The sequence below is a fragment of the Sphingobium sp. FW305-3-2-15-F-TSA7 genome (assembly GCF_058787155.1).
In genome coordinates, this window is sequence record NZ_JBYSZM010000036.1 from 22,519 (window position 1) to 43,861 (window position 21,343).

Below are 21,343 nucleotides of genomic sequence, written 5' to 3' on the forward strand. Positions count from 1 at the left end.
CGCCGCGGCGCCCGCTAATCCGCATCGTCCTGCCTCCTTAATTCGATCATCGCCCGATAGGCCTTTTGCAGGTCCTTCTCGACCGCGCTCAGGCTGATGCCGAATTCCTGTGCGATATCGCGCTGGCTGACCCCGTCGACGCGGAAACGCCGGAACACCGCGGCCGGGCGCTCGCCGAGCGCGGCAAGCGCGGCCTCGGCCTTGCGCAACCGTTCGCGCGCGATCAGCAGCCGTTCCGCCGACGGCTCGTCGGAGACCCCCGCGACCGTCGTGCCCGCGGCATCGGACCAGTCATGGTCGCGGCGCTGCGCACGCGAGGTCGACCGGTGACGGTCGAGCATCAGATTGTTGGCGGTGGCGTAGAGATAGGAAAGCGGCTCGGCGATCGGCCCCGCCTGGGCGCCCGACGCGCGCAGCCACAATTCGTGCAGCAGATCCTCCGCCGCGTCGCCCCCGCCGCGCGCGCGCAGGAAACGCAGCAGCATATCCCGGTTCGCGAGGAACACCGCTTCGAGACCGCCGACGGTCATGGGTTGCTGATCGGCCCGAAAAACACGTGCGCTCCATGCAGCGGATCGACGGTTCGATGCAAGAGGCGCCCCCCCTTTCGACCCCCGTCCGATTTTTCCGTGCGGGTTTCGCAGCGCCACGGCGTCTTACCGGCAAGCCTCGATTTGTATCCCCCCCGAGGTGACCCACTCCCCCAGACAGTGGGCCGGGGAAGGCAGCGTATCAGCCTTCCCCGGGAATTCTCCGGACGGGAGCGCGTGGCGTGCCAACGGCATCCGAGCGCTTCCCTTGGCCTCGGCGCCCAGCCGAGCGCGCTCCCGTCCGGTTTTTACTGCCATATCGCCTAGGGCGTGGCTGCGGCCGGCATGTAGCGATCGCGCAGATCGAGCGGACGCGCGGTCAGCGGCATCTGGATGCCCTTCACGAACACGGCCTGTGGCTGTGACAGCGGTTCCAGCGGATCGCCGTTCCATAACACCAGATCAGCCTCTTTTCCTGCATCAAGCGAACCGATTCGGTTCGCAACGCCGAACACCCTTGCCGGATTGATTGTGATCGCGGCGACCGCAGCCGCATATGGCAGCCCCCGGGCGACCGCATTGCCCGCACCGTAGCGCAGCTCGCGCGCGCGGTGCGCGACGCCGCTGCCGGTCTTGATGATCAGCGTCACGCCCGCGGCGTCGAGCCGGGCGGCATTCTCCTCGGTCGCGCCAAGTTCGGAGAAGCTCCGCGGCAGGTTCACGAGCGGATCGACGATGACGGGCACGCCCGCCGCCGCGATCTGCGGCGCGACACGCCAACCCTCCGCCGCGCCGTCGAGAATGATCCTCAATCCTTCCTCGCGCGCTACGCCAAGCATCTCGACGATATCCGATGCGCGATCGACCTTGACGATCACCGGCATCTTCCCCTCGACGACGGGAACCAACGCTTCGAGATCGATGCGCGACAGCGGCTGCGGGCGCCCCGCGCCACGATCGTAAGCGGCGCGATTGCGTGCGAAGTGACGGACGTCCGCAAGCGTCGCCTTCAACTGGACGATCGCCGAACCGCGGGCGCCGCCGGCACGCTCGGCACCGCTTTCGCCCATTTCGAGCACCATCGCGACGCGCGGACGCGTCACCATGTCGGGCTGCTGCGCCAGGTCGATCACCGCCGCCTGCCCCGAAAATTGCAGCTCGCGGCCGCGCCGGTCGTCATAAAGCGGGGTGGTCACCGCATGGGTGATGCCCGCCAGCCGCGAGACCGGCAGCAGGATCGAATCGGGATTGAGCCCATGCGAGATATCGAAGCCCGCGCTGATCCCGGCGCTGTGCGTCGCGCGATCGGCGCTCGTCGGCACCTGGCTGACCTCGACCGCGCCCAGGCTGCTGTCCGCCTGGATGAAGCCCGGCGTCACCACCCCGCCCTTGCCGTCGATCACGCGTGCACCCGCCGGCACGGCCACGCCGGGTCCGGCCGCGACGATGCGACCGTCGCGGATCAGCACGGTGCCGCGCGCGACCTCGCCCGCCGGCCCCATGGTGATCAGCCGGGCATCGACGATCGCGACCGTCTCGGCTGCGGCCTGAGAGGACAGAATGAGCGCAAGCGCACCCAGCAGCAGACGGATCATCGCGAGCCTCCCGGCTGACCGAGGGTGAAATCGGAATGCGGACGATAGCTCTTGTCGGAGCGATCGAAGACGATGCCGCCATCGATCCAGACCTTTTCCGCGCGCGCATAGATGCTGAACGGATCGGCGCTCCACAGCACGACATCGGCATTCTTGCCGGGCTCGAGCGTGCCGACCTTGTCGGCAATGCCCAGCGCCTTGGCCGAGTTGGCGGTGAACCATTTGATCGCCTCGGCCTTCGGGATCTTCAGCCCCGCACGCCAGGCCGAGGACAAGGCGACCGCCGCTTCCTGGTTCAATCGCTGGATCACCAGCGGATCGTCCGAATGGATGATCGCGCAGCCGCTGGCCGCGTGGATCAGGGGCGCATTCTCCTCGATCGCGTCGAACACCTCCATCTTATACCCCCACCAGCTTGCCCAGGTGGCGACGCAGATATCCTCCTTCACCAGCATCGGCGCGATCTTGTACGCCTCGTTGGCGTGGTGGAAGGTGCGGATGCGGAAGCCGAATTCGCGCGCGATATCGATCATGTTCGCCATCTCGTCGGCGCGGTAGCAATGATTCTGGACGAGGATCTCGCCCTTGAGCACGCCGGCCAGGGTTTCGAGCTGGAGGTCGCGCTTGGGCGGGTCCCCCGTCTTGCCGCCCTTTTCCCATTTATCCCAGCGGCGCGCATAATCCTGCGCGTCGATCCAGGCCTTGCGATAGCCCGCGACATTGCCCATCCGCGTCGCGGGCGAGCGCCCCTTGGCGCCATAGACACGCTTGGGATTCTCGCCGCACGCGATCTTGAGGCCATAGGGCGCGCCGGGGAATTTCATCGCCTGCATCGTGCCCGCGGGCACATTCTTGAGCGTCACCGTCCGCCCGCCGAACAGGTTCGCCGACCCCGGCAGCACCATCAGGGTCGTCACCCCCGCCTGGCGCGCGGCATCGAGCCCGGGATCCTGCGGCCAGACCGAATGCTCGACCCAGGCCTGGGCGGTGTTGGGATCGGTCATCTCGTTGACGTCGTTGAGCGCGTCCGCGCTTTCGGGCTGCGACCAGGCGCCAAGGTGCGAATGCGCGTCGATCACCCCCGGCGTCACCCATTTGCCGTGCGCGTCGACGCGCTGATAGCCGTCGGGCACTGCAAGCCCGGCCCCGACCGCGACGATCCTGCCACCGTCCATCAGCACCGTGCCGTCAACGATCTCCGCGCCCGTCGCGGTCAGCACCGTTCCACCGACCAGCGCGACGCGGCCGGCGGCCGGCGTGCGATAGGTGCTCGGAAACGGGTTGGCGTCGATCGCCCGCACCGGCTCCGCCGACGCCGCGACAGGCGCGGGCTGCGGAGCGGTGGCGCAGCCTGCAAGCGCGGCGGCCGTCAACAAAACGAGCGCGGCGTGCCTCATTTGCCGTCCGGCGTCACCGAGCGGACCACGCCGCCCTTCTCGTCGAGGAAGTCGATCGAGGCCTTGCCGTCGGGCATGACCTTCATCAGGATGCGCGGACGGCCCATCGCGTCGTTGAGCATCACTGCGGAATCGCGGTCGCGGGTCTTGCCGACATAGACGCGCTGGCGGCCGAACGTGCCCTCCGCCTGGAATTTCTGCGCCAGCGCGGTCTTTTCGGGACCGTCGGGCAGCTTGGTGAAGCGGACGGCCGCATCGAAATCGAGCGGCGCATCGGGCCGGTCGTTGACGATCATGCCTGCCCAGCGGCGTCCGTCATATTCGCTCTGGGTCAGCTGGATCACCTGATCCTGCTCGAACTGGTCGAAACTCAGATGGCCGCCGCCCGAGACTTTTCCGTCGGGGCCCTTCTGGCCGCTGAAGGTGAGACCGCCATTCTCGGTGCCCTCATTATTGTAGAAGATGATCCCGGCGCCGCGATTGCCGCCGGGATGCGGGCGTTCCTTGCCATGGAAGATGATGCCCGGCGAGCGGCTGGTGTTGGACACGATCATGCGGAGCGTGCCGTCATCCTCACGGACATTGATACGCTTCACATCGATCTCGTCGAACGCCGCTTTCTTGGGCGTCGTATCCGCCATCGCGCCGGTTCCGAGCGAAAAGGCCATGGCGGCGGTGAGCACGCCCGAATAGAGGATGAGGAGCCTGTTGCCGTTCATTGTTTCTCTCCTGTTGAATCATGCGCCGTGATGGCGGGAAGATAGCGGTCGCGCAGTTCGGTGGCGCGCGAGGTCATCGGTTGTTCGACGCCGCCGATCAGCACGGCGACGGGGCGCGCGACGGTTTCCAGCGGATCGCCGTCCCAGATCACGATATCCCCAGCCTTGCCCGTTTCGAGCGAACCGATGCGGTCGGCGAGACCGAAGATGCGCGCCGGATTAATCGTCATCGCGGCAAGCGCAGCCTGCCACGGCAGGCCGTTGGCGACGGCATTGCCGGCATTGTAGCGCATCTCGCGCTCGCGGTGATTGCCGTTGCCCTGGATCGCGATCGTCACGCCGGCGGCGGCAAGGCGGCGGGCATTGCCGAGCGTCGCGCCGAGCATCTCGAACGAGACCGGATTATTCTCGATCGGCGTGATCAACACCGGCACCTTCGCCGCCGCGATCTCGCGCGCGACGCGCCAGCCCTCGCCGGCGCCCTCCAGGATCAGCTTCACTTTCTCCTCATGCGCCATCGCCAGCGCGTCGCGAATGTCCGACGCGCGATTGACGCTGACGAGCAACGGCATCCGCCCTTCGACCACGGAAAGCAGAGCCTCCAGATCGACGCGCGACAGCGTATAATCGCGGGTCTCACCGCGATCATAGGCGGCGCGGCGACGCGCGAAGTCGCGCACCTCGGCGAAGATCGCCTGGAGCGCGACGAGTTCGGCCGCGCGCGCGCCGCCGGCGCGCTCGGCGCCGGCATCGCCCATGTCGAGGACCATCGCGACGCCGCGCTTCATCAGCATCGGCGCACCGCCGAGCGACACCGCCGCCGCCTGCCCCGCGAAGAGCAGCTCGCGGCCCGCCGCATCGTCATAGGCCGGCGTCGCGATCGCGCTGGTGATGCCGCCCAGTCGGGCAACGGGCAGCAGCAAAGAATCCGGATTGAGGCCATAGCCGGCGTCGAACGCCGCGCTGATGTCGCTTTTATGCGTGCCGCGATCGTCGGTCGATTCAACCGCGCGCACCTCGATCAGGCCGAGCGCCGTGCCCGACGCGACCAGGCCGGGCGTGACGATCCTGCCGGCGGCATCGATGATCCGGGCGCCCGACGGCACGGGCACATCCGCGCCGACCGCGACAATCCGCCCGTCGCGGACGATGACGGTGCCGCGCGCGATCTCGCCCGCGACGCCCATCGTCACGACGCGCCCGCCGGTGATCGCCACGGTCTCGGCCGCCGCCGGCATCCCGACGGTCAGCATCAATGCAGCCAGGATGTGCCGGATCATCGCGCGAACTCCTGCCCCGGCTGGCCGAGCACGAAATCGGACGGCCCCTGATAGCGCGGATCGGCACGATCCCAGCTCAGCGTACCGTCGATCCAGACCTTTTCCGCGACGGCATAGACGCTGAACGGATCGGCGCTCCACAGGACGAGGTCGGCCATCTTGCCAGGCTCCAGCGTGCCGACGCGATCGGCGATGCCCATCGCCTTGGCCGGATTGGCGGTGATCCAGCGGATCGCCTGCCCGCGCGAGATCTTCATGCCGGCATGGTTGGCGGCGGTCATCGCGATCCCGGCCTCCTGATTGAGCCGCTGGATCAGGAGCCCGTCGTCCGAATGGATGATCGCACAGCCGCCCGCCGCGTCGATCATCGGCGCATTCTCCTCGATGCCGTCGAGCGATTCCATCTTCGCGCCCCAGCTGTTCGCCCAGGTCGCGACGCAGATATCCTCCTTCGCGAGCAGGGGCGCGATCTTGTAGGCTTCATTGGCGTGATGGAAGGCGCGGATATGGAAGCCGAATTCGCGCGCGACGTCGATCATCACCGCCATCTCGTCGGCGCGGTAGCAATGATTCTGGACGAGGATCTCGCCCTTGAGCACGCCGGCCAGGGTTTCGAGCTGGAGATCGCGCTTGGGCGGATCGCCGACTTTCCCGCCCTTTTCCCATTTGTCCCAGCGCTTGAGATAGTCGGCCGCGTCGATCCAGGCCTTGCGATAGCCCGCGACATTGCCCATCCGCGTCATCGGCGCGCGGCCCTTGCCGCCATAGACGCGCTTCGGATTCTCGCCGCAGGCCATTTTGAGGCCATAGGGCGCGCCCGGGAATTTCATCGCCTGGGTGGTGACGGCGGGCACATTCTTGAGCGTGACCGAACGGCCGCCGAACAGATTGGCCGAGCCCGGCAGGATCATCAGCGACGTGATGCCGCCGCCGCGCGCAAGCCGGAATTTGGGATCCTGCGGCCAGACCGCATGCTCGGCCCAGACCTCCGCGGTGTTGGGGGAGACGGCTTCATTGCCGTCCTCATGCGAAGGCGTGCCGGGAGACGGATAGACGCCGAGATGCGAATGCGCGTCGATGATGCCGGGCGTCACCCATTTGCCGCGGCCATCGACGCGCCGATAGCCGTCGGGAATGGCGAGATCGGGGCCGACCGCCTCGACCCTGCCATCGCGCACCAGGACGGTGCCGGTCGCGATCTCCGCGCCCGTGCCCGTCAGGATCGACGCGCCGGTGATGGCGAGCGGCGGTTGCGGCGCAGGACGATAGGTGGAGGTAAAGGGATCCCCGCCACCGACATCCTGCGCCGCCGCAACGCAGCCCGCCACAAGCAGCAGCGCCGCGCCGATCAGCCGGCCAGCATCCAAAACCGTTCGTTCCGCCGCTGACCCCATGTTCGAACCTCCACCCCACCCAGGACGAGTGACGGGGGCGAAGAATCCGCCACTCGCTTTTTACGATGGAGCGATGGCGGATTTGCCCGCCCGAACCATCGTCTCGGGCAGGGAAGATCCGCTTTTCCTTGCGGATATCATGAGGGGCTGGGCCATAGTGAGTGAACATCGTCTGGCGCGTCGTGCCGCCAATCTTTCGACCAGCTTTCCAGCACCGCATTTTCCGTCGGAACTCGAAGCCGATGTGATCCCGTTCGATTCGGGTTTCGCGGCGCCACAATTGCTGCCCGACCTGACCGAATATGCGATCGCGGCGCTCAACACGCATCGCGAGGAGACGCTGCAATATTCGCCCACCCACGGCCAGCCCGAACTACGCGGCTGGCTGTCGGAACTGATGAACGAGGATGGCTGCGCGCTGACCCCCGACCATCTGCTGATCGTCAACGGCGCCAAGCACGGGCTGGAGCTGATCTGCCGGCTGCTGCTCGACGAGGGTGACGCCGTGGTCGTCACCGCGCCGACCTATTTCACCGCGATTCCGATCTTTCGCAGCTTCGGCGTCGATTTCATCGAGGTCGGCCAGGATGCCCACGGCATCGACGTCGCGGCGCTGGAGACCATGCTCGATGCGCGCGCCAAGGAAGGGCTGGCGGCACCCAAGCTGATCTACAATGTCGCCGATTTCCACAATCCGACGGGCGCCACCATGTCGCTGGAGCGTCGCCAGGCGCTGATCGCGCTGGCCGAGGCGCGCGGCATCGCGGTGGTCGAGGACACACCCTATCGCCGTGTCCGCTTCGAGGGCGAGACCGTGCCGTCGCTGAAGGCGCTCGACCGCACCGGCAACGTCATCCATGTCGGCACATTCTCGAAGCTGGTCGCGCCGGGCCTGCGCATCGGCTGGGTCGCCGCCGATCCCGATATCATCGCACGGCTGATCCGGCTGAAATCGGATGGCGGATCGTCGCCGCTCGTCCAGCGCATCATCTATGAATTCGGCCGCTCGCCCGCCTTCGCCGCGCATATCGAGCGTGTCCAGGCGGTCTATCGCGAGCGGCGCGACCGGATCGTCGCAGCGGTGCGCCGCGAAATCCCGGCGGCCGAGATCGCGGTGCCCGAAGGCGGCTATTATGTCTGGGTGACCCTGCCGTCGCATGTCGACGGCGATGTGATCGCCGCACTTGCCGCCGAGGCGAAGGTGAACCTGATCGCCGGCAGCACCTTCTTCGCGACGGGCGGTGCCGGCAATGCACGCGCGCCCAGGAACCATATCCGCCTGTCGTACAGCTATGCGACGCCGGAACAGATCGACGAAGGTGTTCGCCGTCTGGCCGGGGCTTATCGGTCGGTCGCGGGCTGATGGCATCGGCTTCGCAGCCGCTGGTCGAGTTCCGCGGCGTCGAGAAGCGCTATGGCGGCGGAACCCGTCCGGCCGTCGCGGGGCTCGACCTGAGCGTCGCCAAGGGCGAATTCCTGACTTTGCTCGGGCCCTCGGGATCGGGCAAGACGACGACGCTGATGATGCTCGCCGGCTTCGAGACGCCGACCGCCGGCGACATCATGCTCGACGGCCGCTCGCTGGCGAAGCAGCCGCCGCACAAGCGCAACATGGGCGTGGTCTTCCAGAATTATGCGCTGTTCCCGCATATGTCGGTCGCACAGAATCTGGCATTTCCGCTGAGCGTGCGCGGCCTGCGCAACCAGGACATCACGGCGCGCGTCGACGAGGCGCTGGCGCTGGTCAGGCTCGACGGGCTGGGCCATCGCCGGCTCGACGCACTGTCGGGCGGCCAGCGCCAGCGGGTCGCGCTGGCACGCGCGCTGATCTTCAAGCCCGACCTCGTGCTGATGGACGAGCCGCTGGGCGCGCTCGATCGCCAGCTTCGCGAACGGTTGCAGGCCGAGATCAAGCGCATCCAGCGCACTTTGGGCCTGACCATCGTCTATGTCACCCACGACCAGAGCGAGGCGCTGACCCTGTCCGACCGGATCGTGGTGTTCGCCGACGGCGCGGTGCAGCAGATCGGCACGCCGCAATCGATCTACGAACATCCCGCCAATGCCTTCGTCGCCGGTTTCGTCGGCGAGAATAACGGCCTGGCCGGCACCGTCACCACGCGCGACGGCGACACCTGCGAAGTGCGGCTGGAGGGCGGCGAGACCATCCGGGCGACCGCGATCGGCGACATCGCACCGGGCGCACGCGTCGTCACCACCGTCCGCCCCGAACATGTCGGCATGGACGACGGGGTCGGTGGTTATTGCAACCGGCTGGATGCGCGTGTCGACGAACTCGTTTATCATGGCGATCACAGCCGGATCCGGGCGACCCTGCCGGGTGGTGCGACGCTGACGATCTGCGCACCGCGCGAACGGGGCATCAAGCCCGCCGACGCGCTGCCGATCGGCTGGTGCGCGGACCGATGCTTCGCCTTTCCGGCCGACGACTGGGTAGAGGATCCGCTGGGGGAGACGCGATGACTCTGTGGGGGCGCACCAGATGGGCCTTTGGCGCGGCGATCGGCCTGGCAGCCGCGACGATCGCATTATCCTCCTGCGGGTCCGATTCCGCGACGCGCCCGCTGACCATCGTCGGCTGGGGCGGATCGTCGCAGGATGGGCATCGCAACGCCTATTGGACGTCGTTCACAAAGACGACCGGCATCAAGCTGCGCGAAGACACCTGGCATGGCGGTGTCGGCGTGATCCGGACCAAGGTGATCGGCGGCGATTCGAGCTGGGATATCGTCCAGGTCGAGACCGAGGACCTGATCCTGGGTTGCGAGGAAGGCCTGTTCCAGCCGCTCGACTGGGCGGCGCTGGGCGGTCGCAACGCCTTCATTCCCGCCGCCGTCCATGAATGCGGCGTCGGCGCGATGCTGTGGTCGTATCTGATCGGCTATGACGGCGATCGCATCAAGGGTCCCGGGCCGCAGAGCTGGGCCGATTTCTGGGATGTGAAGCGTTTCCCGGGCAAGCGCGGCATGCGCAAGACGCCCAAATATTCGCTCGAATTCGCGCTGCTCGCTGATGGCGTGCCGCCCGCGCAGGTCTATCCCACGCTGCGCACCGCGGCGGGCGTCGACCGCGCATTTCGCAAGCTCGACGCACTCAAGCCCGATATCGTCTGGTGGTCGTCGATCTCGCAAGTGCCCGACCTGATCGGATCGGGCGAAGTGGCGATGTCGGTGACGAGCCCCGGCCGGCTGATCGTCGCCAACCAGACCGAGAAGCGCAATTTCAAGGTGAGCTGGCACGGCAATATCTATGCCGTCGATTATTGGGTGATATTGAGCAACAGCCCGCGCAAGGCCGAGGCCAACGAACTGCTGCGCTATATGACGCGCCCGGAAAACCAGATGCGCCTGCCCACCTTCATCCCGACCGGCCTGACCAATGTCGAGGCGGGCAAAAGGATCGATCCGCGCTACAAGCGGGATACCCCGTCCGATCCCGCCAACATGACCGACGCGCTCGCGCTCGATGGCGATTTCTGGGTGGAATATGGCGACCAGCTGACCCAGCGCTTCAATGCCTGGGTCGCGCGCTGAGACGATGATGTCTTCGTCCGCTCAACCCGAGGCGCCGTTGGTCCTTCGAGACGGGTCTTCGCCGGGCTCAGCCCCTCCTCAGGATGAGCGGGGAGCGGGAGCCGCAAGATCGCCGCGACGCTGGTGGACTTTCGCCTTGGTCGCGCCGCTGCTGCTGTTCCTGCTGGCGAGCTTCATCGTGCCGGTGCTGATGATGCTGTCGCGCGCGATGACCGATCACGAGCTTGCCGATAGCTGGCCGAAAAGCGCGGAACTGCTGTCGGCATGGAACGGAAACGGCCTGCCCGACGACGCGCTGGCGCAGACCGTTGCCGTCGAGATGCTGGCGGCACGCCAGGCAGGCACGCTCAATCGCGTCGCCAACCGGCTCAATTACGACGTGGTCGGATCGCGGACCCTGCTCTACACGACCGCCGACCGTCTGGCGGCGGGTGCGCCGGGCAATTCGCTCGCCGACCTGGTGCGGATCGATCCTCGCTGGGCGAACCGGACCTATTGGTCGGCGATGCGCCACGCCGCGGGGCCGCTGACCAGCTATTATCTGCTGGCCGCGCTCGACCGGCGGATCGATGCCGACGGCGCCGTCGTCGCGGTCTCACGCGAACAGGCGGTGTTCGTCGACATCTTCCTGCGCACCTTCAAGATCAGCCTGGTCGTTGCCCTGCTCTGCACTTTGCTCGGCTATCCCGTCGCCTATCTGCTCGCATCGCTGCCCGAACGCCGCGCCAATCCGCTGCTGATCCTGGTGCTGCTGCCCTTCTGGACCTCGGCGCTGGTGCGCACCACTGCCTGGGTCGTGCTGCTGCAGACCAACGGAATTGTGAACGGCCTGCTCGAACAGATCGGGCTGATCGATGTGCCGCTGCAGCTGATCTACAACCGGCTGGGCGTCTATATCGCGATGACGCACGTCCTGCTGCCCTTCTTCATCCTGCCGCTCTATGGCGTGATGAAGGGGATCGAGCCGTCGGCGATGCGTGCGGCGAGCTCGCTCGGCGCGACGCCGCTCACCGCCTTCCTCAAAGTCTATCTGCCGCAGACCATGCCCGGCGTGCTCGCCGGCGCGATCATCGTCTTCACGCTGGCGCTGGGCTATTACATCACCCCGGCTCTGGTGGGCGGCGGCGCCGACCAGATGATCAGCGGATCGATCGCCTTCTACACCAACCAGTCGCTCAACTGGGGCATGGCGGCCGCGCTCAGCCTGTTGCTGCTGATCCCCCTGCTGCTGATGGTCTTTGCCGGGCGGACGATGGCGCGGACGGTGCCGGCATGAGCGCGCACGGCATCGCACAGCGCGGCTGGGGCCGTTTCGTGCTGATCGGCTATTGCAGCCTGGTCTTCGCCTTTCTGGTGCTGCCGATCCTGGCGGTGGTGCCATTGTCGCTCAATCCCAGTGCGTTCCTGGTCTTTCCCGAGGATGGCCTGTCGCTGCGCTGGTACCGGGCGCTGTGGGAATCGCCGCAATGGATGCGCGCCTTTCGCAACAGCCTGTCGGTCGCCACCGCGACGACATTGATCGCGACGCCGCTCGGCACGCTGGCCGCGATCGGCCTCGCCAATATGCGCTCACGCGCCAAGCCGCTGATCGTCGCCCTGCTGTCCGCGCCGATGGTGGTGCCGGTGGTGGTGGTCGCGATCGCGTTCTATTTCCTGTTCGCGCCGCTCGGGCTGGTCAACGGCTTTGCCGGGCTGGTCGTCGCGCACACCGTGCTTGCCCTGCCCTTTGTCGTGATCGTCGTCCACGCCTCGCTCCAGGGCTTCGATTTCGAACTGGCGCGTGCCGCGGCGAGCCTGGGCGCCCGGCCCTATGTCGTGGTGCTGCGCGTGCTGGCGCCGCTGATCGCGCCGGGCATCGCGGCAGGCGCGGTCTTTGCCTTCATGACGTCATTCGACGAAACGGTGGTGGCCCTGTTCATCGCCGGTCCCGACCAGCGCACGCTGCCGATGCAGATGTTCGAAGGCGTGCGCGAGCAGATCAGCCCGGCGATCACCGCCGCCGCGACTTTGCTCGTCATCGCATCGACCGCGCTGCTCGGCACGGCGGAACTGCTGCGCCGCCGCGCCGACCGGCTGCGCCCCGACCGGCCATGATCGAGATTCCGTCCGAGACCGAGCTGCGCCAGCGCGCAGGCCGCAAATGGCGCAGCTATCCCGCCGACGTCATTCCCGCCTGGATCGCGGACATGGATTTGATGCCGGCGCCGGCGATCATGGACACGCTGTCCGAGGCGCTGCGGCTGGGCGATTTCGGCTATGGGCTGACGATGGCGAACAACGGCGTGCCCACCGCCTTTGCACGCTGGGCAGAGCGGCGCTGGGACTGGCGGGTCTCGCCCGAAGACGTAATGCTGATGCCCGACGTCGTCGGCGGTATCGCCAATTGCATCGAGGCGCTGACCGCGCCGGGCGACGCCATCCTTGTCCAGACGCCAGCCTATCCGCCGCTGCTGAGTTCGGTGCGGACCGCGGGACGGCGATTGATCGAACAGCCACTGGTCGACGACCGGATCGATCTGGCCGAACTCGACGCGCTGCTGGGCCGGGAACAGGTGCGGATGATGCTGTTCTGCCATCCGCACAATCCCAGCGGCCGATGCTTCACCGCGCTCGAGCTGACCGGCATTGCCGAGCTTGCGCGCCGCCACGACGTGATCGTGATTTCGGACGAGGTTCATGCCGACCTGACTTACAAGCCGCATCGCCATATCCCCTTCGCGACGATCGCGCCCGAACGCACGGTGACGCTCAACGCGCCGAGCAAGGCGTTCAATGTCGCGGGGTTGCGCACTGCGGTCTGCGCGACGCGCGGCGAATTGCTGGCCAGGCTCAAGGCCTTGCCGTCGACGCGCTGGAACGCCTTTTCCGCACCGGGCGTCCGCGCCGCGCTGGCGGCGTGGAGCGATGCCGGTGAGGATTGGCTGATCGCCTGTGTCGACCATCTTCAGGCGCGGCGCGATCAGCTTGCGGTGCTGCTCGCGCGGCATTGCCCGGCGATCGGTTATGCGCCGCCCGAGGCCGGCTATCTGGCCTGGCTCGATTGCCGGGCGCTGGGTCTCGACGATCCGGCGGGGTATTTTCTGGAGCGGGCGAAGGTCGCGCTGTCGGCGGGGCCGGATTTCGGCGCGCCGGGCGAGGGCTATGTGCGGCTCAATTTCGCGACTTCGGCGGAGATATTGGAAGAGATTGTGGGTCGGATGGGCCGGGTGCTGAGATAAGGAGCCGGACAGTCAAATTGTCCGCTTGCGCTTTTCCGCAGCCCCTCTCCTCCCTGTGCCAAAGGCACGGGGAGGGGGACCGCCGACCGCAGGTCGGTGGTGGAGGGGAAATGCGATGACTCATTCCCCGCCATAGCTGGCGAGAATCCTGCGAGAATCTGGTTCGAAAGTCGCGTGGGGCGTTGGCATCCTATTTCCCCTCCACCACCAGCCTTTGGCTGGCGGTCCCCCTCCCCATCGCTTCGCGATAGGGAGGAGAATGCGTACCGTCACACTCCCATGAAGTCCCGAACAACACTGGGCTTTCGCCGGAATGACGCTGGACGCCATCACCCGCCCCACACATCCGCGCAGAGCCTTGCGAAATTGCCGCCCAGCAGCTTCTCGATCCGCCGTGCGGGCCAGCCGCGTGCCGCGAGATCGTCGGCGAGGCGGAGGAAGCGTGCGGGTTCGTTATAGTCGGGCACGAGATTGAGGATATCGGGCGCCTCGCCCGGCGCCGCGACGCCCATGGCCTTGCGCTCGTCATAGAAGCGTTTCTGCGCCGCCAGCGCCTCCGGCCCGGTCGGCGCCGCGCGGATGCCGCCGTCGGTGCCGAGCGCGACATGATCCTCGCCCGCCACTTTCACGACATGTTCGATATGGCGGATGACGTCCTCGGCGCGCGCCTGGCCCTGCGCGCGCAGGAAGGGCATGAAATAGATGCCGGCGACGCCGCCCTTGTCGGCAAGCGCCTTCAGTTCCGCGTCCGACGTGTTGCGCGGCACGTCGACCAGCGCGCGGCAGCCGGTGTGGCTGATCGCGATCGGCGCGGTCGACGCGGCGATGGCGTCGGCGATGGTGCGCGCGCCGGCATGGCTGGCATCGACCAGCATCCGCCGCGCGTTGAGCGCAGCGACGACATCGCGGCCATAGGCGCTGAGCCCGGCATTGGCGGGCTCCAGGCAGCCGTCGCCGACCAGATTGCGGATATTGTAGGTCAGCTGGACGATGCGCACGCCGAGCAGATCGAACAGGTCGAGCCGGCCGATCTCGGTTTCGAGCGGGACGCTGTCCTGGAAACCGAAGATCACGCCCAGCCGTCCGCTGTCCTGCGCCAGTTTGAGATCGGCTGCGCTGCGGACCTGGAGCATCTGGTCGGGAAAGGCGGAGACGAAGCGCGCATAGCGGGTGATGCGGCGCAAAGTTTCCTCGAAGCGGCCCGGCGCGCCGCCGCCCGCCCCCACCGTCTGGTTGATCGCGGTGAGGCCCGAGGCGCGGAAGGCATCGAGCTGTGCCTGGATGCCCGGCGATTTGGGATCGAGATTGCCGAGCGAGCCGAGCCCGTCGATCACCATCGCGCGGGCGTAGCGTTCGGCACCGAAAGTCTGCGCGCCCGCTCTTCCGGCGAATGCCAGAGCCGCAGCGCCGGCAAGCACCGCGCGGCGACTGGGGTGCTTCACGTCCGCATCGCCGTTTCGAACCATGTCGCCTGATCGGCGCCGGCGACCTCGGTCAGATGCCTGAGGAAGATCGGCGTGGTGTGGACGGGCTCGCGCGCCATCGCGATCATCAGCCGGTCCATCGCCGGGCGCCCGATCCTCTTGTCGAGCTCCCACAGGATCAGTGGTCCCTTGCCGTAGAGCTGGACGCGGTTGGGGCGGCCATGGCCCATCACCGGGCCGGCATCCTTGCTGCCCTCCACCTTGGACGCGATATTCTTCGCCAGTTCGTCGGCGCCGAAGGTCGCCTCGACATAGCGCATCGACATATATTCTGCGGCGGATTCGACCAACCAGAAATCCTCGCTGAGCGGGCTCGCCAGCATCCACCAGGCATGGCCGACCTCGTGCGCGACATAGCGCGCCGGATTGACTTCCGGGACGTCCTCGCCCGAGCGGCCGCCTTCGGAAAGCACGGTATAGGCGGTGCGCGCATAGCCCATGCCGCTCTTGCGCCAGACCTGCGCCATACGCACCTTGCGCGGCAGCGGGCCGAACATCGCCTCGAAATAGCGCGCCGCGCCCTCGGCATGCTTGACGTAGAAGCCCGAAAGCCGTGTCGAAAGATCGCGCCCGAAAAATTCGACGCCATGCGCCTCCGCGCGCTGCAACCCCTGCATCGCGACCATCGGCAGGTCGATATCGATGAAGTCGCGGCGGATGCGGACGCCGGTCTTCGTCCGTTTCACATCGCCCTGGGCGACGACGACGAGATCGGGGGCCAGCCCCTCGATATCGGCGTCGACGGTGAAGCGCGTCTGGATGTCCGCGCCGATCGGGATCCACATATGATCGATGAACAGCTCGAACCCTTCGGGCCGCAAGGCGGCGGCGTTGCTGTCATGTTTGGTGTTGATCTGCCCGGTATAAAGGAAGCGCAGCTTGACCGGCGCCGCGGTCGGCTTCGCGAAATGGAAAATGTAGCGCGTCAATTCCTCGACCGGCTTTTCCGCCGGCTCGGTCGTCACCGTCACGCCGCGCGGCAGCTGCATCGGCTGCAGCGCGAAACGCCGCGAGAGCAGGAACGCCTTTTCGCTCGCCGCTTCGGTCAGGGTGACCGTCACATCGGCCTTCAGATTGCCCTGCGGGTCGAAATCGGCGTTAACCCGATAATGGGGCGGCGCGGCATAAGCGCTCGCCACGGACAGAAGGGCGGTGACCAGGCCCGAGACGATACGCATCATTCCCCCTATTTCTTGTAGATCGTGCCGCCCTTCATCACGAAGCCGACATGCTGAAGTGTGGTGACGTCGCTCAGCGGATCGCCGCGCACCGCGACGATGTCCGCCGCCTTGCCCGGCGCGAGCGAGCCGATCGTCGAGAGCAGGCCGAGATGGTCGGCGGCATTGACGGTCGCGGCGCGGATCGCCTCGAGCGGCGTCAGCCCGGCGCGGACGAGCAGCGAGAATTCACGGGCATTCTCGCCATGCTTGCTCACGCTGGCATCGGTGCCGAAAGCGATGCGCACGCCATGCTTGTGCGCGAAGGCGGCCGACTGGAGCATGAGCGGCCCGACCTCCAGCGCCTTGGCGCGGACAGCGGGTGACAGGAAGCTTTGCGGATCATTGCCCCAGCGCGTCACCGTATCGCCGGCGAGCAGGGTCGGGATCAGCCAGGCGTTGTTCGCCTTGAACAGCTTCACCGTCTCCGCATCGAGATTGGTGCCATGTTCGATCGAATCGCCGCCCGCGCGCAGAAAGGCGTTCATCGCGGCGGCATTATGCGCATGCGCGGTGACGCGGCGGCCGAGCGCGTGGGCGGCATCGACGATCGCCTTCATCTCGTCATCGGCGAATTGCTGACCAAGGCCCGATGCCTGGTCCGCCAGCACCGATCCGGTCGCGACGATCTTGATGAGATCGGCGCCGCGATGGATGGTCTCGCGCGTCACGCGCCGGCAATCGTCGCCGCCCGAACACAGGCTGGGCCGGCGGACGAGATGGCCGACATCGGGCCGGTAGCCCGCCGGGTCGCCCGCGCCGCCATGCGGGCTCAGCGCGTTGCCGGCAGCGACGATCCGCGGCCCAGGCACCTTGCCCGCGGCGATGCCGTCGCGCAGCGCGAAGATCGCGTCATTCTCCTCACCCAGATCGGCGACGGTGGTGAAGCCGGCATCGAGCGTGATGCGGGCATAGCGCGCGCCGTCGATCGCGAGATCGGCGGCGGTCTGCACGGTGCGGCGCAATTTATCGTTGGGGCCGTTTTCGTGGCAGATATGGACATGGCTGTCGATCAGCCCGGGCAGCACGAAACTGTCGGCGAGATCGACGACGTCGCCTTCGCCGACAAAACCGGCCCGGATCTCCGCTACCTTGCCGGCGCGCACGACGATGGTCTGGCGTTCGAGCACACGGCCGCTGGCCGGATCGGCGAGCAGCCGGCCGGCATGGATATAGGTTGCCGGTGCCTCCTGCGCCGCAGCGCCCCAGCCCAGCGCCGCGATCGCCAGCGCCGCGCCAAGCATCAACCATGGTCTTTTCATCGGTTCAGGCCCTTCCCGCCGCCCGCGATCCAGGCGGCAATCTGCTCGTCCAGGATCGGCAGCGGCAGCGGCCCGGCCCCAAGCGCGACGTCGTGAAAGGCGCGCAGGTCGAACGCCGCGCCGAGCTTCGCCTTTGCGCGGCTCCTCAGCTCGAGGAACTTCTGCATGCCGACATAATAGGATGTCGCCTGGCCGGGAATGACGATGTAGCGGTCGATCTCGCGCTGATTGTCATAATGGCTCGACGGCATGTTTTCGTCGAAATAGGCGGTGGCCCGTTCGCGCGTCCATTTGAGGTGGTGGATGCCGGTATCGACCACCAGCCGGCAGGCGCGCATCAGTTCCAGCGAGAGCCGGCCGAAATCCGAATAAGGATCGGCATAAAGCCCCATTTCCTTGGGCAGGCGCTCCGAATACAGCCCCCAGCCTTCGCTGAACGCGGCGATGCTCGCGAAGCGGCGGAATTTGGGCAGCCCCGTCATCTCGTGCGCGATGCAGGTTTCGACATGATGGCCCGGAATCGCTTCGTGATAGAGCGTCGCGGCAAGCTGGTAGCGCGGCTGCGCCTTCATATCGGCCAGGTTGATATAGAAGATGCCCGGCGACGATCCGTCCTGCGGCGGATTGCGATATTGCGCCTTGGGCGCCGATTTCTCGCGCCAGGCCTCGGTCGGGCGGACGACGACCTCCGCCCTGGGCAGCACGCCGAACAGCTCGCTTTGACGCTTGCGGATCTCGTCGAGCAGCGCCTCCGCCTCCGCGACATAGGCGGCGCGGCCGGCGTCGGTGTCGGGGTGATAGAATTGCGGATCGCTGCGCATGAAGGCGAAGAAATCCTGTAGCGTCCCCGTAAAATCGACGCGCTTCATGATGCCGCGCATCTCGTCATGGATGCGCGCCACTTCGCGAAGGCCGAGCGTGTGGACGTCCGCGGCCTTGAGTGGCAGCGTCGTATAGGATTCGAGCTGCGCCTCGTAATAGGCCTGGCCATCGGGCAGCTTCCAGATGCCATCGACGGTGTCGGCCTGGGCCTCGGCGGCGCGCAGATGCGCGATCAGCGCGCGATAGCCGGTGGCGAAGCCGGTCTGGAGCGCGGCGATGGCGCGCGCGAGCAGATCGGCACGCTCGGCATCGCTGAAACCGGCCTTGGCCACCTTTGCCCTGAAATCGGCGAGGATCGGGCTGTCGGCCACGCCCGCGTCAAAGGGGACGCCCTTCAGCATATTCTCGCAAGGGCCGATCACCTGCGCATAGACGAAGCGCGGCGGGCGGATGCCCTTGGCCTCCTGCCGGACCAGCGCCGCGATCGCCTGGACCATCAGCGGCCCGACCCCGGCAACGCGCGCGATATAGGCATCGGCGTCCGCCCTGGTGGCGATCGGATGGCTGTTGGTGAGAGTGCTCGGCACCCGCGTGTGCAGGCCGCCCATCTGCGTCATCGCATAATCATGATCGCGCCAGCGGAAATCGGCGATGCCGCGTTCGGCCGAGCGTTCGAAGATGCGATAGCTCAGCCGCGCCTGGGGCGAGAGTTTGGCCGGATCGAAGCGGCGCAGCGCGGCCAGATCCTGCTTGAGCAGTTCATGGCTTTCGAGCACGCGCGCTTCGCCGATATCGTCCCATTTATCCTGGTCGCGACGGATGCCGAGCGCCGACTGGCGCGTCGGGCTGCGATCGAGGCCACGCTGGAAGACGCCCTCGAAAAACGCATCGAGCCGGGCATCCTCGTCGGTTTCGGCGGCGAAGAGCGGCGGCATGGCGAGCGCGCCGAACAAAAGGGCGGCCGATGCCGCGAACCGGCGCCGGCTGATCATGCCGCCTGTCCCTTGCCGGCGATCCATCGGTCCACATTCTCCTCCAGCATGGGAAGCGGCAAGGCGCCGCTGCCCAGCACGACATCGTTGAAGCGGCGGATGTCGAAACGCGCGCCCAGCGCCGCGCGCGCGCGATCGCGCAACGCCACCAACCGGAGCTTGCCCATCTCATAGGCGCAGGCCTGGCCGGGGGTGACGATGTAGCGCTGGATCGCGGTGACATTGTCGTCATGGCCCGAGGGCGTATTCTCGTCGAGCCAGGCCACCGCTTTCTCGCGGCTCCAGCGCAACGCATGGACGCCGGTGTCGGTGACCAGCCGGCCGGCGCGCATCAGCTCCATCGAGAGCCGGCCGAATTCCTGCCACGGATCGCTGTAGAGCCCCATTTCGAGCGGAAGCTGTTCGGCGAACAGCGCCCAGCCCTCGCTGAAGGCGGTATAGCCGTTGAAGGCGCGGAATTTGGGCAGGCCGGTCAACGCCTGGGTGACCGCCTTCTCCAGATGATGGCCGGGCACGCCCTCATGATAGGACAATGCCGACAGCTCGAAGATCGGCAGGTTCCGCATCGTCCGCGTGTTGACGTAGAGGATGCCGGGGCGCGATCCGTCGGCCGATGGCGCGAAATAGCCGGCGGTGCCCGCCGACGCCTCCAGCCAGGGCTCGACCGGTTTCACCAGCACGTCGGCGCTCGGGACATGGCTGGTGAGTTCGCCCAGCCGCGCCGTCACCCCCGCGATCTTGGCGCGCATCGCGTCGAGATAGGCGGCCTTCCCCTCCGGCGTTTCCGGATAATAGAAACGATCGTCGGTCTGGACGTGCGCGAAGAATTGCGGAAGCGTGCCCGAGAAACCGGTGCGCTTCATCAGCGCGCGCATTTCGCCGTGCAGCCGCGCGGTTTCCTCCAGCCCGATCCGGTGCACCTCCGCCGGTGAAATCGGCAGGGTGGTTTCCCAGCGCAGCGCGGCGGCATAATAGGCGTCGCCATCGGGCAGGCGCCAGACGCCGTCATTATAGGTGACGGTGCGCCGCCCCTCTTCGAGATGGGCGATCAGGTGACGGAAGCCGGGCTCGAACCCCTGTTTCAGCCCCGCTTCGGCGGCGACCGTCAGTTTCGCCTTTACGGCATCGGCGATGGCGAGCCTGGCGATCTTCGCCTTGAAATCGGCGAGGATCGGGCTGTCCGCCCCGTCGGCCTGGAAGGGGCGTCCGGTGATCAGCTTCACGCAATTGCCGATGACGAGCGGATAGGAAAAAGCGGGCGGACGCACCCCGGCCGCCGCCTGCGCCTCAAGCTCCGCCACCACCTGTGCGAGGAACGGCTTCACATTGTGGAGGCGCGCGACATAGGCCTCGGCATCGGCGAGATCGGCGATCGGATGATTGTTGATCAGCGTCTGCGGGATCGAACGCTGCGGCCCGCGCATCTGGCAGACCGGATAACGATTGCCGCGCCAGCGATGGCGCTCGATCGTCTCGTTCGCGTCATATTCGAAAAGGCGATAGCTGAGCGCCCCTTCCGGCGTCAGCGCGTTGCGATCGAAGCGTTTGAGCGCGGCCAGGTCGCGCCGAAGCTGGGCCACGTTCGCCACCGCATGCGTCGCGCCGATATCGGGCCAGCGATCCTGCCCCGCCTTCACCCCCATGCCCGACTGGGCGCCGGGATCGCGCGCCAGATTGCGCTGGAAGACGGTTTCGAAAAAACCGTTGAGGCGATCGGTCTCGGTCGGGCTGGCGGCGGCCCATGCGGGCGTGGCCGCGAACGCGGTGCTGGCTGCGAGGAAGTCGCGTCGGGTGGGCGTGTTCAGGACCATGATGGCGTTCGGGAGAGGCCCTGCCCGCCTCTTCCTTCTCCGTTTGCTTCGAGCGCAGGTTCGAGCTT

The 21,343-nt window shown here is 67.0% G+C and carries 17 protein-coding genes; 6 read left to right on the forward strand and 11 right to left on the reverse strand.

Annotation, left to right across the window (positions count from 1 at the left end):
- Positions 1 to 14: 14 nt before the first annotated feature.
- The 6 genes from AC3WN8_RS24060 to AC3WN8_RS24085 form a co-directional block, all read right to left on the reverse strand.
- Positions 15 to 530 (reverse strand): RNA polymerase sigma factor, encoded by a 516-nt coding sequence (locus AC3WN8_RS24060; protein WP_492672035.1) that lies wholly within the window; start codon positions 528 to 530, stop codon positions 15 to 17.
- Between the two features lie 323 nt (positions 531 to 853).
- A complete protein-coding gene (locus AC3WN8_RS24065; protein WP_492672036.1) occupies positions 854 to 2,125 on the reverse strand; it encodes an amidohydrolase family protein in 1,272 nt (423 codons plus the stop codon).
- Positions 2,122 to 3,522, reverse strand: a complete 1,401-nt coding sequence (locus tag AC3WN8_RS24070) for an amidohydrolase (RefSeq protein WP_492672037.1) — start codon at positions 3,520 to 3,522, stop codon at positions 2,122 to 2,124. Before AC3WN8_RS24070 ends, AC3WN8_RS24065 begins: the two co-directional genes overlap by 4 nt.
- A complete protein-coding gene (locus AC3WN8_RS24075) occupies positions 3,519 to 4,241 on the reverse strand; it encodes a hypothetical protein (protein WP_492672038.1) in 723 nt (240 codons plus the stop codon). The genes AC3WN8_RS24070 and AC3WN8_RS24075 overlap by 4 nt, the downstream gene beginning before the upstream one ends.
- On the reverse strand, positions 4,238 to 5,521 hold the full coding sequence (locus AC3WN8_RS24080; protein WP_492672039.1) for an amidohydrolase family protein: 1,284 nt from the start codon (positions 5,519 to 5,521) through the stop codon (positions 4,238 to 4,240). The genes AC3WN8_RS24075 and AC3WN8_RS24080 overlap by 4 nt, the downstream gene beginning before the upstream one ends.
- Positions 5,518 to 6,915 carry an amidohydrolase gene (locus tag AC3WN8_RS24085; RefSeq protein ID WP_492672040.1) on the reverse strand — a complete coding sequence of 466 codons (1,398 nt, stop codon included), beginning with the start codon at positions 6,913 to 6,915 and terminating at the stop codon, positions 5,518 to 5,520. The genes AC3WN8_RS24080 and AC3WN8_RS24085 overlap by 4 nt, the downstream gene beginning before the upstream one ends.
- A gap of 157 nt (positions 6,916 to 7,072) precedes the next feature.
- Between AC3WN8_RS24085 and AC3WN8_RS24090 the strand changes: the two genes are divergently transcribed.
- The 6 genes from AC3WN8_RS24090 (at position 7,073) to AC3WN8_RS24115 (ending at position 13,687) form a co-directional block, all read left to right on the forward strand.
- Positions 7,073 to 8,278, forward strand: coding sequence for an aminotransferase-like domain-containing protein (locus AC3WN8_RS24090; RefSeq protein WP_492672041.1), 1,206 nt, complete (start codon positions 7,073 to 7,075; stop codon positions 8,276 to 8,278).
- On the forward strand, positions 8,278 to 9,399 hold the full coding sequence (locus AC3WN8_RS24095) for an ABC transporter ATP-binding protein (protein ID WP_492672042.1): 1,122 nt from the start codon (positions 8,278 to 8,280) through the stop codon (positions 9,397 to 9,399). Before AC3WN8_RS24090 ends, AC3WN8_RS24095 begins: the two co-directional genes overlap by 1 nt.
- On the forward strand, positions 9,396 to 10,469 hold the full coding sequence (locus AC3WN8_RS24100) for an ABC transporter substrate-binding protein (protein WP_492672043.1): 1,074 nt from the start codon (positions 9,396 to 9,398) through the stop codon (positions 10,467 to 10,469). Before AC3WN8_RS24095 ends, AC3WN8_RS24100 begins: the two co-directional genes overlap by 4 nt.
- A 136-nt stretch (positions 10,470 to 10,605) precedes the next feature.
- Entirely contained in the window at positions 10,606 to 11,745 is a 1,140-nt protein-coding gene (locus AC3WN8_RS24105; RefSeq protein WP_492672044.1) for an ABC transporter permease, read from the forward strand.
- The gene (locus AC3WN8_RS24110; protein ID WP_492672045.1) at positions 11,742 to 12,563 is read left to right on the forward strand and encodes an ABC transporter permease; all 822 of its coding nucleotides are present in this window, start codon (positions 11,742 to 11,744) and stop codon (positions 12,561 to 12,563) included. The genes AC3WN8_RS24105 and AC3WN8_RS24110 overlap by 4 nt, the downstream gene beginning before the upstream one ends.
- A complete protein-coding gene (locus AC3WN8_RS24115; RefSeq protein ID WP_492672046.1) occupies positions 12,560 to 13,687 on the forward strand; it encodes a MalY/PatB family protein in 1,128 nt (375 codons plus the stop codon). Before AC3WN8_RS24110 ends, AC3WN8_RS24115 begins: the two co-directional genes overlap by 4 nt.
- 329 nt (positions 13,688 to 14,016) lie before the next feature.
- Here AC3WN8_RS24115 and AC3WN8_RS24120 read toward each other — a convergent pair whose 3' ends face one another.
- The 5 genes from AC3WN8_RS24120 to AC3WN8_RS24140 are packed head-to-tail and all read right to left on the reverse strand — an operon-like array spanning position 14,017 to position 21,275.
- Positions 14,017 to 15,129: a dipeptidase gene (locus tag AC3WN8_RS24120; RefSeq protein WP_492672047.1), complete on the reverse strand. Its 1,113-nt coding sequence runs from the start codon at positions 15,127 to 15,129 to the stop codon at positions 14,017 to 14,019.
- Positions 15,126 to 16,349, reverse strand: a complete 1,224-nt coding sequence (locus tag AC3WN8_RS24125) for a gluzincin family metallopeptidase (RefSeq protein ID WP_492672048.1) — start codon at positions 16,347 to 16,349, stop codon at positions 15,126 to 15,128. Before AC3WN8_RS24125 ends, AC3WN8_RS24120 begins: the two co-directional genes overlap by 4 nt.
- 8 nt (positions 16,350 to 16,357) lie before the next feature.
- Complete coding sequence (locus tag AC3WN8_RS24130; RefSeq protein WP_492672049.1) at positions 16,358 to 17,650, reverse strand: metal-dependent hydrolase family protein; 1,293 nt, start codon at positions 17,648 to 17,650, stop codon at positions 16,358 to 16,360.
- Positions 17,647 to 19,464, reverse strand: a complete 1,818-nt coding sequence (locus tag AC3WN8_RS24135) for a DUF885 domain-containing protein (protein ID WP_492672050.1) — start codon at positions 19,462 to 19,464, stop codon at positions 17,647 to 17,649. The genes AC3WN8_RS24130 and AC3WN8_RS24135 overlap by 4 nt, the downstream gene beginning before the upstream one ends.
- Complete coding sequence (locus tag AC3WN8_RS24140; RefSeq protein ID WP_492672051.1) at positions 19,461 to 21,275, reverse strand: DUF885 domain-containing protein; 1,815 nt, start codon at positions 21,273 to 21,275, stop codon at positions 19,461 to 19,463. Before AC3WN8_RS24140 ends, AC3WN8_RS24135 begins: the two co-directional genes overlap by 4 nt.
- Positions 21,276 to 21,343 lie beyond the last annotated feature (68 nt).